The organism is Variovorax sp. 01N425 (genome assembly GCF_056399465.1).
Genome location: NZ_JBFTRJ010000004.1, coordinates 256,312 through 270,422, shown reverse-complemented (window position 1 = coordinate 270,422; position 14,111 = coordinate 256,312). Strand labels below are relative to the sequence as shown.

Below are 14,111 nucleotides of genomic sequence, written 5' to 3'. Positions count from 1 at the left end.
ATATGAACATCCATAGGTTTTCGAGGAACGCCATGCTGTGCGGCCTCGTGCTGGCGCAGACCGCCGGGCACGCCGCGCAATATCCGCTGTCCCAGGCGCCGCGCAACACCGCGGTCAAGGAGCCGGCGCCGAATGTGATCGTGTCGGTCGACAACTCGGGCAGCATGGCGGCGTCGTCGCGGGCGTCGGACGGAAATTGGGCACCGCCGGCCGGAACACCCACGCGGCTCGAAGCGCTGAAGACCGCGCTCAGGGACAACTTCTCGGCGGCCAACATTCCCAACGGCCGGATCCGCCTTTCATGGCAGGCGATGAACAACAACAAGGACGGCAGCTGCGTCGGATTCTTCGGCGACCCTGCGCCCGGCATCTATCAGGCCAGCAGTTGTCTCGTCAATGGCCGAGCCAATGCGAACCTGATGCGTTCGCTGGACGACACGCACCGCGCCAATTTCATGAGCTGGGTCGACGCCCTGGCCGCGGAAGGTGGAACACCCTTGCACGCCATGATGACCCGCGCTGGCGAATACATGATGACCACCGGCCGGTACAGCCCGTACTCGGATGACCCGGGCGCGGAGGGTGCCACTCAGTCGAGTTGCCGCAAGTCCTTCCATATCTTCATGACCGACGGCGACTACAACTTCTTCGGCTTCAACCCGGATCCCGCGGCGCTCAACATGCCGGCCATCGGCAACGCGGATGGAACGAGTCGCGCCCTGCCTGACGCCGTGACCTATGTGCCGCGCGCGCCCTACAAGGACAACGCGGGTGCCGTCAGCAATAGCGCCAGCTGGAGGAAGTACGGTTCCGGGTGGAGGCCGACGGCGGAATACCGGCCCACGTTGGCCGACATGGCATTTCACTACTGGGCCACTGACCTGCAGCCCGATGTCCCCAACAAACTCAAGAAGATCGTTGCCGAGCCCGGCAATGCGACTGTAGGAAAGGCGACGGTCCCAGAGTACTGGAACCCCAAGAACGATCCCGCCACTTGGCAGCACCTGATCACCTACACCATCGGGTTCGGCGCTGCCTCGTCGTGGGCGGGCACGCCGGCCATTTCAGCGAATGCGTCGCAGCCGACCTACAGTGGGGACTATGCAGGACTGGTCGATGGAACCGCTGCCTGGCGGAATCCGTTGGCGAGCACGCTGGAAACGACGGAGTTCACCTGGAACGATGGAAGCGTGACAACGGGAACCCCGCGCTGGAGTTCCGGCGGTGGTGCTTATGGTTATTACCACGAGAGGGCCGACAACGCCGCCGCCGTGCGCATGGACCTCTGGCACGCCGCGCTCAACAGCCGCGGCACCTTCACGCCAGCGGCGAATGCGAAGGCGCTCAGCGATGCCTTCCGGTCCATCCTCTCGCAGATCCTGCTCAACACCAGTGCCTCGCTGACCTCGATCTCGGCCAGCGGCTCCAGGGTTTCGACCGCCACCTCGGCCTACCAGGCCGGCTACGACACGGCCGACTGGTCGGGCAAGCTGACGGCCACTCCGTTCGGCAGCAATGGCAAGCTGGCCGCCGCGCCCGCGTGGTCGGCGCGCGAACTGCTCGATGCGTGCATGGCCGTGGCTGGTGCGCACGACGGCAATCGCAAGGTGCTGAGCTTCTCGGGCACCAGCGCCGCAGCCAGCGGGGCGGGCGTGCCGTTCCGGTGGGCCAACCTGAGCGAGGCGCAGAAGGCGGCGCTCAAGGGCAGCACCGCCACCGACGCGGCAAGCACCGCACTCGGCCAGGGCGTGCTCGACTTCCTGCGCGGCGACCGCAGCAACGAGGGCGCCGGCCTCAACCTGCGCAAGCGCGGCCATGTGCTGGGCGACATCGTGGGCTCCAGCGTCCGGTATGTGGGGAAGCCCAACAGCGGCTTCACCCATGAAGGCTATGCCGCATTCGCCTCGACCATCGCCCGCGCGCCGATGGTCTATGTGGGTGCTAACGACGGCATGCTGCATGCCTTCAACGCGGGCACCGGCCAGGAGGCGTTCGCCTATGTGCCGGAAGGCGTCTATGGCACGGCGGCGGCGCCCCAGCTCAAGAAGCTCAGCGAAAGCACCTACTCGCACAGGTACTACGTCGACGGCAGCCCGTTCGTGGCCGACATCTACATGGGGTCGGCCGACGACGCCAAGGCCACCGACGTCAAGAAGGCAGCGCTGTGGAAATCTTTCCTCGTGGGCACGCTGGGGGCGGGCGGCAAGGGCTACTTCGTGCTCGACGTCACCAAGCCCGAGAACATCAGCGAGACCAGCGCCGCCGGCGTGGCCGTGATCGACACCACCGCGCTTGCCGACGACGACCTCGGCCACCAGTTCCAGCAACCCGTGCTCGATTCCTTTTCGAGGCGCGCGCTGCAGGTGGCGCGGCTCAACAACGGCCGCAGGGCCGTGATCCTGGGCAACGGCTACAACAGCACGAGCGAGAAGGCGATGCTGTGGATCCAGTACCTCGACGGCGACAAGTCCGTGCTGAAGATCCCCGCGCCGGCCACGCAGGCCGCCGGCACCGGCAACGGGCTGTCGGCGCCGCAGGTGGTGGACCGCAACGGCGACGGCAAGGTCGACTATGTCTATGCCGGCGACCTGCTCGGCAATCTCTGGAAGTTCGACCTGAGCAGCGCCAAGAGCAGCGACTGGAAGGCGACCCTGGGCGCATCGAGCCTGGACGACGCGCCGCTGTTCGCCGCCGGCGCCACGCAGCCGATCACGGCCGCGCCGCTGGTCGTCGACCATCCGCGCGGCGGCTACATGGTGATGTTCGGCACCGGCCGGCTGTTTGCCGCCGGCGACGAAGGCAGCACCGCCCAGCAGTACCTGTACGGCGTCTGGGACCGCGCCAACGGCAGCACGGGCACCGCGGCGCTGGCCGACCTGGTGGCGCAGACCATCGGGACCGGCACGGTCAAGGAAGGCGACGTGGAATTCCGCACCGCGTCGAACCACGGCGTGAGCTACAGCGGCTCGGGCGGCAAGCGCGGCTGGTATCTGGAACTGGGAACCGCCGGCGAGCGCATCGTCTATCCGGGCGATGCGCTGAGCGGCAGCGCGGGGCTGTTCTCGTCCACCATTCCCGGTTCGGCGAGCAATTCGCTCGACTGCGCGCCGGGCACCAGCGACGACGGCTGGTCGATGGTGATCGACTTCTTCAGCGGCGTGGTCCCCGACGGCATCGCCTACAACGGGTCCACCAGCGCGCTGGGCAGCTACCTCGGCTTCCGGAACCATTCGGGCCGGGACGACATCGTCTTTCGGCCGCAGGACGCCGCGGAGAAAGGCAAGCACGTGATCTGCAATGCGGCCGGCGGCTGCAACGAGACCGAGCTGCCGCAAGCCGTGCGCCGCTTCGGCTGGCGCAACCTGATCTCGTGGAATTGACGCCGCATGAACAAACATCCTGAAATGCAGGCCCGCAAAGAGCGGATTCGCCCGCGCGGCTTCACGCTGGTCGAACTCATGATAGTGACGGCGGTGATCGCCATCCTGGCCGCGATCGCCTACCCGAGCTACACGCGCTACGTGTTGCGGGCCAAGCGGGCCGATGCCAAGCAGCAGCTGCTGCAGGCGGCGCAATGGACCGAGCGCTACCTGACGGCCAACGGCCAATATCCGCCTTTAACCGTTGCGCTGCCGGCGGGGCTGAACCAGGCGCCATCGTCCGGCACCGCAAACTACACCATCAGCTATGCGGCCCGGGACGCGACCAGCTACACGCTGCGGGCCGTGCCGCAGGGCGCATCGGCCGCCGACGAATGCAAAACACTCACGGTGAACCAGCAGGGCGTCAAGCTGGCGGCCGGCCAGACCAGCGCTTCGAATGCGCTGGTGCAGGCCTGCTGGAACCGCTGAGCGCGGGGCTCTTCTTCAGATGTCGCGCAGCAGCTGCCGGAACTCGTCCACGTCCTCGAAGCTGCGGTAGACCGAGGCAAAGCGCACGTAGGCCACCTTGTCGAGCTTTTTCAGCTCGCGCATCACGAGTTCGCCCACCTTGGTCGAATCGATCTCGCGCAGGCCGCTGGCCAGCAACTTCTGCTCGATGCGCAGCAGGGCGTTGTCGATCTGCTCGATGCTGACAGGGCGCTTGCGCAGCGCGAGCATCATCGAGGCGCGGACCTTGCCCGATTCGAAGTCGGCGCGGCTGCCGTCCTTCTTGACGACCACCGGAAAGTTGACGTCGGGCCGCTCATAGGTGGTGAAGCGCTTGTCGCAGGCGCTGCACTGGCGGCGCCTGCGCACGAAGTCGGCGTCTTCCGAAACGCGGGTCTCGACGACCTGCGTTTCGAGATGACCGCAAAAAGGACATTTCATGCGGCCACTTCTTGCCGGATCAGCGGTAGACCGGGAACCGGCTCGTCAGTGCGTGCACCTTGGCGCGGACCGCATCGATGTTGGCGGCATCGCGCGGGTTCTCGAGCACGTCGGCGATCAGGTTCGCGGTGATGCGCGCCTCTTCGTCCCTGAAGCCGCGCGTGGTCATGGCCGGGGTGCCGATGCGCACGCCGCTGGTGACCATCGGCTTTTCGGGGTCGTTGGGGATCGCGTTCTTGTTGATCGTCATGTGGGCGCTGCCCAGCACGGCTTCGGCTTCCTTGCCGGTGATGCCCTTGGCGCGCAGGTCGACCAGCATCACGTGGCTTTCGGTGCGTCCGCTCACGATGCGCAGGCCGCGTTCGGTGAGGGTGTCGGCCACGATCTGGGCGTTCTTGACCACCTGCTGCTGGTAGGCCTTGAACTCGGGCGACATGGCTTCCTTGAACGCGACGGCCTTGGCGGCGATCACGTGCATGAGCGGGCCGCCTTGCAGGCCCGGGAAGATCGCGCTGTTGATGGCTTTCTCGTGCTGCGACTTCATCAGGATGATGCCGCCGCGCGGGCCGCGCAGGCTCTTGTGGGTGGTGGAGGTGACCACGTCGGCATGCGGCACCGGGTTGGGGTACACGCCCGCGGCCACGAGCCCGGCGTAGTGGGCAATGTCGACCATGAAGATCGCGCCCACGTCCTTGGCCACCTTGGCAAAGCGCTCGAAGTCGATGCGCAGCGAATAGGCCGAGGCGCCCGCGATGATCAGCTTGGGCATGTGCTCGTGCGCCTTGCGTTCCATCGCGTCGTAGTCGATGGCTTCGTTGGCGTCCAGGCCGTAGCTCACCACGTTGAACCACTTGCCGCTCATGTTGAGGGGCATGCCGTGGGTCAGGTGGCCGCCTTCGGCCAGGCTCATGCCCATGATGGTGTCGCCGGGCTTCAAAAAGGCCAGCATCACGGCCTCGTTGGCCGAGGCGCCGCAATGCGGCTGCACGTTGGCGGCGTCGGCGCCGAAGATCTGCTTGACGCGGTCGATGGCCAGCTGCTCGGCCACGTCGACATGCTCGCAGCCGCCGTAGTAGCGCTTGCCCGGGTAGCCTTCGGCGTATTTGTTGGTGAGCTGCGAGCCCTGCGCGGCCATGACGGCCGGCGAGGCGTAGTTTTCGCTCGCGATCAGTTCGATGTGGTGTTCCTGGCGCGCGTTTTCGGCCTGGATGGCAGCCCAGATTTCGGGATCGGTCTGTTCGACCAGGATGTTGCGGTGGTACATGGCAGTCCTTTGAAGACGAGGTCCTTGTTCTTCAACCAAACAAGGGCTGCCCAGGCGAACGGCTGAACGCCTGTATGGATGCCAGGCGGCACGCTTCCCAGTGGTATTCCACGTCAGCGCAGGGCACCGTGCGGGGTGCTGCGCCTATCGCCAGTCGCGTACGGGGTGAAGTGTAGCGCAGGGGCTCAGGAAACGCCCGACAGCAGGGCCACTTTCTGCGGGTCCGCTGCCGGCTCGGCCGCCTGTTGCGGCTTGGGCGGCACGGCAACCGGAATCGGCTGGGCCTGCGCACGCACGACCGGCGCCGCGGGCGTTGGCATGGTCGGCGGATTGCGGCCATTGGCTACCTGAACCAGGCGTTCGTGCTCGGCCAGCACCTTGCCGGCATAGCCGCCGTCGTCCTCGAGGTTGGCCGCGCCCACGTAGTAGCGCAGGCCGCCTTCGAGCGAGCCGGCGCGGGCGATGCATTCCTGCAGCACCTTCACGCCCACGCGCATGTTGGTCACCGGGTCGAAGGCGGTGAGCGTGCCGCCCGCGCTTTCGTACTTGTCGCCGTGCACGCGTGTCATGACCTGCATCAGGCCCTGGGCGCCGACCTGGCTCTGGGCGAAGGGATTGAAGCTCGATTCGACGGCCATGATGGCCAGGATCAGCGTCGGGTCGAGCTTGGTGCGCTTGCCCAATTGATAGGCCTCCGCAACCAGCACGCTCAACGGCTCGGCCGCCACGCGGTACTTCTTGCTGAGCCAATAGGCCACGGCGGCCTGCTGCTTGGGCAGGTCGCCGGGGCTCGCGGCCGTGGTGCGCACGATGGCGGTCGGCTCCAGGTCGGTGGCTTCGGGCGCGGGCTTGCGCGACTGCAGCCAGCCCATGAGCTGTTCCTCGCCGGTCTTGCGCAGGTCGGGCCGCGCCACCAGGGCGAGGGCCGCGAACACGATGGCCAGGCCAACCAGTGCAAACCCGTTGTGGGTGATTTCAAAAAAGCCGTCTGCCACATCGGACACAAAGGTCCTCAGCCCGCGGGCCGTGGCATCAAACGCCTTGTTCATCGCTCTTCCTTTCTGTGCGGCACCTGGTCGCAGCGCCGCGGGGGCGATGGATGAAGGCAGCGGCGCTTGGATTGGTACGAATCAGGCTCCGCGCATGGAGGTGTAGGGGGTGGAGCGCGGCGGCCTGATCAAGCCGGGGGAACTCGGCAGCGGATTCAGGTGGCCCCTGCTGGGTCTGGGGCAGGCCAGGGGCAGGCGGGATTCTAGCGCGGCTAAATACCCGGTCAAGTATAAGAACCTATTCCCTTATGTGATTACATATTTAAACAAAATCTAAGGGAAAACCCTTGGAAGACGGCATTGCAATGCAAGGGTGGGGCGCCTAATCTGAACACGCCTGAGTTCTCAGGCGGTTTTCCGAAATCCTACGGCCCGAGGTGCAAGTCAAGGGTTGGAACGATGGAGGATCCATGGCGGCAATCTCTTGCTGCCAGCACGGCAGGAACCATTGACTTCCGGTCGCGCGAAACGATGGCATGGGTTTTGTGCCCGCCATCAAGCCCGGTAATGAGACTTTTCGTCGAATTGCCGGGCTTTCTTGTTTCTGGCTCCAAGCTTCTTTGCGGCACACTCCCGCGATGGATGTAGCTTCGCTCAAACAAAACAAATGGGTGCGACGTGGGATCGTCGCGTTGCTGGTTCTGCTGGCGCTCTGGGTCATCGCCTGGCTCGCGGTGCCGCCAATTGCCAAGAGCCAGCTCCAGAAGATCGCGAGCGAGAAGCTGGGCCGGCAGGTCACGGTCGGCAAGATCGATTTCAAGCCCTGGACCCTCGAGCTCGCGCTGAACGACCTGCGCATTGCCACGGCCGACGGCAGCCGGCCCCAGGTGGCGGTCAAGCGCATCTATGCCGACGCCGAACTGCAGTCGATCCTGCGCCTGGCGCCGGTGATCGATGCGGTGACGGTCGAGGCGCCGGCCATCCTGCTCACGCACCAGGCTGACGGCAAGTACGACATCGACGACATCCTGGCCAAGCTCGCGGCCGGACCGCCGCCCGACCCCAAGGCCGAGCCGGCGCGCTTTGCGATCTACAACATCTCGATCAGGGACGGCGCGGTCGATTTCGACGACCAGACCGTCAAGCGCAGGCACGAACTGCGCGGCTTCGTGCTCAACGTGCCGTTCCTGAGCAACCTGGCTTCCAAGCGCGACGTCAACACCGAGCCCAAGCTGGCTTTCGCGCTCAACGGCAGCAAGTTCGATTCGGCGGCCCTCACCACGCCGTTCGCGGCAAGCCGCAAGACCGACGCCCACCTGCAGTTCAAGGGGCTCGACCTGGCGCCGTACCTGGGCTACATCCCGGGCGGCCTGCCAGTGCAGCTGCAGGCGGGCAGCCTGGATGCCGACCTGAAGATCGACTTCGAGCAGGCCGCCACGGCGGGCCTCAAGATCACCGGCACGGTCGAGGCGCACAAGGCCAAGCTCGGCGATGCGCGGGGGCGGGACCTCCTGGGTTTCGATTCGCTCAAGCTGGCGCTGGCCGACGTGCGGCCGCTGGAAGCGGTGTTTCACCTGAGCGAGGTGGCGCTGGCCAATCCGCAGCTTGCGGTCGCGCGCGACGCCAAGGGCCAGCTCAACCTGCTGGCCACCGATCCGGCCACCGGAGCGGCAGAGAAGGTGGCGAAAGCCCCCGCCGCCGCGGCAAGCGCGCCGGACGGCAAGGCCCCCGAAAAGCCGAAGCTGAAGGTCCGCGTCGACAAGGTGGCTCTCAGCGGCGGGCGCATCGGATGGCGCGATGAAACCGTCCAGCCGGCCGCGGCCATCGAGACGACCGCGCTCGGCCTCGACCTGACCGAGCTCACCTGGCCCATGGAGAAGCCGGCCCGGTTCAGCGGCAGCACCGCCATTGCCGGCGCCACGCTCAAGTTCCAGGGCAGCGCCACCGACAAGGTGGCCGAGGTGCAGACCGAGGTCGACGCGCTGCCGCTGTCGCTGGCGGCCCCCTATCTGGCGCAGAGCCTGGAGCCCACGCTCGACGGCAAGCTCAGCGGCCAGGTCGAGGTTGCCTGGGCCCAGCCCGACCTGCGCTTCAAGGCGCGGCGCGTGGCCGTCGACGGCCTGGCGCTCACCCAGGCGAAGACCGCGCTGGCAAGCGTCGGGCGCTTCGAGCTGATCGACGCCGAAGCCGACATGACCAAGCACACGCTCGACGTGGCCTCGTTCACCGCCACCAACCCGAAGGTGCAGGTCGAGCGCGACAGCGAAAAGCGCTGGATGTTCGAGCGCTGGCTCAAGACGCCGGCCGGGAACGGCGGCACGGCGCAGGCCAAGGCGGCTGCGCCCAAGCCTGCCGGCGCCGGCCCCGAGGCGGCCCCGCCCGGCGCCAACACCAAGCCCTGGGCATTGACCATCGGCACCCTGGCGGTCGACAACGGCACGCTGTCCTATGCCGACAAGGCCAGCGCCACGCCGGTGGCCGTGGAGATCACGGCCTTCAGCCTGAAGGCGCAGAAGGTCGCGCCCGAAACCGCCACGGTCTCGCCCTTGCAGGTTTCGGGGCGCATCGGCTCCCGCCGCTCGGAGCCGGGGCGCTTCGACTACAAGGGCAACGTGGTGCTCAAGCCGCTCTCGGCCGAGGGCCGGCTCGAAGTGGCCTCGTTCCCGGCCCATGCCTTCAAGGCCTACTACGCCGACGCGCTCAACGTCGACATCCGCCGCGCCTTCGCCAGCTACAAGGGGACGGTGCGCTACGCGAGCGCGCCGGCTGGCATGACGATCAAGCTGGCCGGGGACACGGCGCTCGACGACTTCCGCGCCAACAGCATCTCGCTGACGCAGTCGCCGGGCTTCGACCGCAACACCAACCAGCTGCTGAGCTGGAAGACCCTGAGCCTGCGCGGCCTGCAGGTGAGCGTGGCGCCCAATGCCGCACCGGCGGTGGATGTGCGCGAAACCACGCTGACCGATTTCTTCGCCCGCGTGATCGTCGACCCGACCGGCCGGCTCAACCTGGTGAACCTCACCAAGAAGGGCGAGGCGGACGCCAACGCCGCTGCCGCGGCCAGCGCGGAGGTCAAGACCCGGCGCAGCCTCGGCGGAACCACCACCACGACGCGCGGCGGACCGCAGCAGCCTTCGGGCGGCGGCGGCGGTGCGCCGGTGTCGGCCGAGGCCATGGTCGGCGGCGGTCCCGAGCCTGCCAAGCCGGCCGCGGCGCCCACCGCAACCGCGCAGGCCGAGGCCGATGCGGGGCCCAGGCCGGTCATCAACTTCGGCCCGATGAGCCTGGTCAACGGCCGCATCGACTTCACCGACCTGTTCGTCAAGCCCAACTATTCGGCCGACCTGAGCGAGCTGACCGGCAAGCTCAGCTCCTTCTCGTCGAACCCGCCCAAGGGCGAGGGCGGCCGTCCCGCGCTGGCCGACCTGGAACTGCGCGGCAAGGCGCAGCAGACCGCCGCGCTGGAAATCACCGGCAAGCTCAATCCGCTGGCCAAGCCGCTGGAGCTCGACATTACCGCCAAGATGCGCGATCTCGACTTGGCACCGCTGTCGCCATACTCGGTGCGCTACGCCGGCCACGGCATCGAGCGCGGCAAGATGAGCATGGACGTCAACTACAAGATCGCACCCGACGGCCAGCTCACGGCCTCCAACAAGCTGGTGCTCAACCAGCTGCAGTTCGGCGACGAAGTGCAGGGCGCGCCCAACAGCCTGCCGGTGCGGCTCGCGGTGGCCCTGCTGGCCGACCGCAACGGCGTGATCGACGTGGACCTGCCGCTCAGGGGCTCGCTCAACGATCCGCAGTTCAGCATCGGCCCGCTGATCTTCAAGGCGGTGGTCAACCTGATCGTCAAGGCCGTGACCTCGCCGTTCAGCCTGCTGACCGGCGGACTGGGCGGCGGCAGCGGCGAGTCGAGCACCATCACCTTCGAGCCCGGAAGCGCCGTGCTCAGCGCCACTGCCAAGGAGAGCCTGGACAAGGTCGTGAAGGCGCTGACCGATCGCCCGAACCTGCGGATGACGGTGGTCGGCACCGCCAGCCTCGAAAAGGAGCGCGACGCCTATCAACGCCAGCGCCTGCGCCAGCTCGCCCAGGCCGAGAAGCGGCGCGTGGCGGTGCGCGGCGGCCAGGACGGCACCGAGGTGCCGCCCCTGACCGATGCCGAATACCCCGAGCTGCTGACCGCCGTGTACAAGCGCGCGGACATCACCAAGCCGCGCAACATGGTCGGCCTGGCCAAGGACCTGCCGGTGAAGGAAATGGAAAACCTGCTGCTTGCGAGCATTCCGGTCGACGAGGAGTCGATCCGCCAGCTGGCCGTGGAGCGCGGCGCCGTGGTGCGCGACTACCTGCTGGCCCAGAAGCTGCCGAGCGAACGCCTGTTCCTCGGCGCCGTGAAGACCAAGGCGAGCGGTGACGACTGGAAGCCCGGCGCCGAGCTCGACCTGGCCATGAAGTGACGAACGCCCACTTGGTTTTCCGCTCCGCCTCGCCATATAGGTAGCCATCCCGCGCCTGCTTCCGGCAGCCATTTGGCTGCGGTTGCGGCATGGAATTCAACCGCCCGCCACAACTGGGTGAAAATGTCGATGTGCGCCGGCCTTTGCCGGCGCCTTCGCTTTCTCTCTTCAGACAACGATTTCGCGCAAGTGACCTCTACTTCTTCCAAGCCACACGACCTCCAGGCCCTCGACACGCTCACCGGCGGCGCCTTCACCGCGCCAACTTCGGGCGAGCGCGCCGCGCGCATCCGCGACTGGCTCGCAGGCAACCCCGCGCCCGAGCAGATGCAGGAAGTCTTCAAGGAGCTGAGCGGCCGCGACAAGGGCGCCGCGCGCCTGCTGCGCGAAAAGCTCGACGAACTCAAGCGCGCCAAGAGCCAGGAGGCCATTGCCGCCGAATGGGCACAAAAGGCCGAGGCGCTGCTGGCCCAGCCCAAGCTCAACATCGCCGATGCGCTCGCCTGGCAGCGCGACGCCGCCAAGGCCGGCGCGCCCCTCTCGCGCGAACCGCTCGCGGGTTTCAAGGTGCAGTTGGCCGAACGCGTCAAGGGCATCGAAGACCTGCAGCACCGCGCCCAGGTGCATCGCGAGGCCGCCGTGCTGCTGGCCCAGCGCTTCGAGGTGCTGTCGACCAAGGGCTGGCAGGACGCCCAGGCCGCCGAGGAATCGCTGCGCGCCGACGTGGCCCATTGGCAGCAGCAGGCCGCCGACATCACGGCCGATGCCAACTGGAACAGCCTGGATGCCAGGTTCGCCCCGCAGCTCGAAGCGTCGAAGGCGCAGTTGCTGGTCGTCTCCGATGCGTTCCATGCGGCGCTGGCCCAGGCGCAGGCCGCGGCCGCCGACGCTGCCGCTCCCTTGCCGCCGGTGCCGGTGTGGGCCGACGAACTTCGCGCCGCGCGCGGCGAAGTCGTCGCACCCAAGGCGGCGCCCGCCAAGCCCGCGGCGCCCAAGGTCGACCCGGCCGTGCGTGCAGCGGCGCAGGACGCCGTGCAGGCGGCCCTGGCCAAGCTCGAGCAGGAAACCGCCGAAGGCCACGGCAAGGCCAGCGCCGGTGCGGCCGCCGCACTGCGCGCGGTGCTGAAGGAACACGGCAAGCTGGTCGAGGCACCGCTCGAGGCGCGCGTGCATGCGGCGCTGGTCGCAGCCGGCGAGCTCGAAGGCTGGCAGCGCTGGAGCGCCGACAAGGTGCGCGAAGACCTCGTCGCCAAGGCCGAAGGCCTGCTCAAGCGCCCCGAAGGCCAGGCCCTTGGCGGCCGCAAGATGCAGGAAACCCTGCGCTCGCTGCGCGACCAGTGGAAGCAGGCCGACCAGGGCGGCGTGCCGAACCATGCGCTCTGGAAGCGCTTCGACGAGGCCTGCAACGAAGCCCACAAGGTGGTCGAGGCCTGGCTCGAGAAGGTGCGCGCCGATGCGGCCGAGCACCGCGCGCACCGCGTGGCGCTGATCGAAGAAGTGCGGGCCTGGGCGGCCGAGCACGCCAATCCCACCGACCTGAAGGCGCACAACCGCGCGCTGCATCAGTTTGCAGACCGCTGGCGCGATGCCGGCCATGTGGGCGAAAAAATCTTCGCCGAGCTGCAGCCGCAGTGGAACGAAGCCTTCGGCGCCGCGCGCGCTCCTTTCGAGGCGGCGCAAAAGGCCAGCATCGAACGGCGCCAGGCCATGATCGCGGAAGCCGCCGAGCTCGGCGCCCAGCCCATGCTGCGCATCGATGCCGTCAAGGCCCTGCAGCAGCGCTGGCAGGCCGAGGCCCAGGGCGTGCCGCTCGACCGCCGGCATGAGCAAAAGCTGTGGGACGCGTTCCGCGCACCCATCGACGAAGCCTTCAACCGCAAGACCGCCGAGCGCGAAAAGGTCTCCTCTGCAATGAGCGAGCACGACCGCCATGTGCTCGAGGCCTCCAAGGCACTGGACGCGGCCAATGCCGGCGGCGACGTGCAGAAGATCCGCGCCGCCATCGCGCGGCTCGAAGCCGCGCTGCGCGGCGAGGCGCCTCCGCCTGCGCCGGCACCTGCCGCAAAGCCTGAGCCCTCGAGCGACGGCCCCGCCGTGGGCGCCACCGAAGTGGTTGCGCCCGGACAGGCTGCGGCCGAGTTCGGCGAGAGCGCCGAGCAGGCGCCGGGCTCGAGCGACGCGGAAGCCCAGCCGGGTACGCACGCTCCGGCCCATGCCGCGGCCAGCCCCGATCTCGTCGCGCCGGCCGACGGTGCCGACGCATCGGCGCGCTCCGACGTGGCGGCACATGACGCCGGCGAAGCTGCCGCGGCCGAAGAAGCCAAGGCACCGCCCGCACCGCCGAAGCCCGCTCCCAAGCCCGTGGTTGCCGTGCGCGGCGACGACCGTCCCGGCAACAAGAAGGCCGAGGCCGTGCCCGCGGGCCGTGCAGGCGGCCGCTTCGGCGATCGGCGCGACGGTGCCCGTCCGGGGCCGGGCGGCCCTGGCCGTCCCGGTGATCGCGGCGCGGCGCGTCCCGATGGCCGCGGCGGCGACCGCGGTGCGCCGGCCGGACGCTTCGGCGACCGTCCGCCGCGCTTCGAGGACCGTGGTCCGCGGCTCGGCGACGCCGCTTTCCGCGCCCAGCGCGAAGCGCTCGAGCGCGCCGACCTCGCGCTGCGCAAGCTTGCGGCGCAGGCCCACGGCGAAGCGCTCACGCAGGTGCTCGGCGCATGGGAACAGCGCGATGCCTCGCGGCTGCCCAGCGTGCAGGAACTCGGACGCGCGGTGACGCCCGCGGTGCGCAGCGGCTGGTCCCAGGCCATCGGCACGGCGCCCAAGGCCGCGCCCGATGAAGCTGCCGAAGCGCTGCTGCGCCTCGAAATGGCCGCCGAAGTGCCGACGCCGGCCGAGCAACTCGACGCACGCCGTGCATTGCAACTCAAGCTGCTGACCAAGCGCGGCGATCCGGCGCCGGCCCAGACCTGGGGCCAGGACGCCGGCAAGGTGCTGGCGGCGGCCCATGACCCTGCGAGCGCGCGCCGTTTGCAGAATGCGCTGAAGGCGCTGCTGCGCAAGTAGGCGGGATCGTCGTCCTGCCAAA

At 68.2% G+C, this 14,111-nt stretch carries 7 protein-coding genes and 1 riboswitch; of the genes, 4 read left to right on the top strand and 3 right to left on the bottom strand.

Translation table 11 applies throughout. From position 1 onward, the window contains the following. The first annotated feature begins 32 nt into the window (after window positions 1-32). Both AC1DSC_RS09095 and AC1DSC_RS09090 read left to right on the top strand, forming a co-directional pair. Complete coding sequence (locus tag AC1DSC_RS09095) at window positions 33-3,380, top strand: pilus assembly protein (RefSeq protein WP_436287818.1); 3,348 nt, start codon at window positions 33-35, stop codon at window positions 3,378-3,380. 24 nt (window positions 3,381-3,404) lie between these two features. Further along, complete coding sequence (locus tag AC1DSC_RS09090; protein WP_028254348.1) at window positions 3,405-3,851, top strand: type IV pilin protein; 447 nt, start codon at window positions 3,405-3,407, stop codon at window positions 3,849-3,851. Between the two features lie 15 nt (window positions 3,852-3,866). Here AC1DSC_RS09090 and nrdR read toward each other — a convergent pair whose 3' ends face one another. From nrdR to AC1DSC_RS09075, 3 genes are all read right to left on the bottom strand, one after another. Continuing rightward, complete coding sequence (gene nrdR, locus AC1DSC_RS09085) at window positions 3,867-4,310, bottom strand: transcriptional regulator NrdR (protein WP_012748200.1); 444 nt, start codon at window positions 4,308-4,310, stop codon at window positions 3,867-3,869. A gap of 19 nt (window positions 4,311-4,329) precedes the next feature. Next, the gene (glyA, locus tag AC1DSC_RS09080) at window positions 4,330-5,574 is read right to left on the bottom strand and encodes a serine hydroxymethyltransferase (protein WP_012748199.1); all 1,245 of its coding nucleotides are present in this window, start codon (window positions 5,572-5,574) and stop codon (window positions 4,330-4,332) included. A 41-nt stretch (window positions 5,575-5,615) separates the two neighbouring features. Then, a riboswitch (ZMP/ZTP riboswitch) is annotated at window positions 5,616-5,742 on the bottom strand. A 17-nt stretch (window positions 5,743-5,759) separates the two neighbouring features. Further along, on the bottom strand, window positions 5,760-6,623 hold the full coding sequence (locus tag AC1DSC_RS09075; RefSeq protein WP_018904614.1) for a lytic transglycosylase domain-containing protein: 864 nt from the start codon (window positions 6,621-6,623) through the stop codon (window positions 5,760-5,762). Window positions 6,624-7,201: 578 nt separating this feature from the next. Here AC1DSC_RS09075 and AC1DSC_RS09070 point away from each other — a divergent pair. Beyond that, on the top strand, window positions 7,202-11,029 hold the full coding sequence (locus AC1DSC_RS09070) for a DUF748 domain-containing protein (protein WP_436287817.1): 3,828 nt from the start codon (window positions 7,202-7,204) through the stop codon (window positions 11,027-11,029). A 129-nt stretch (window positions 11,030-11,158) separates the two neighbouring features. Beyond that, window positions 11,159-14,089 (top strand): DUF349 domain-containing protein, encoded by a 2,931-nt coding sequence (locus AC1DSC_RS09065; RefSeq protein WP_412512150.1) that lies wholly within the window; start codon window positions 11,159-11,161, stop codon window positions 14,087-14,089. Window positions 14,090-14,111: the final 22 nt, after the last annotated feature.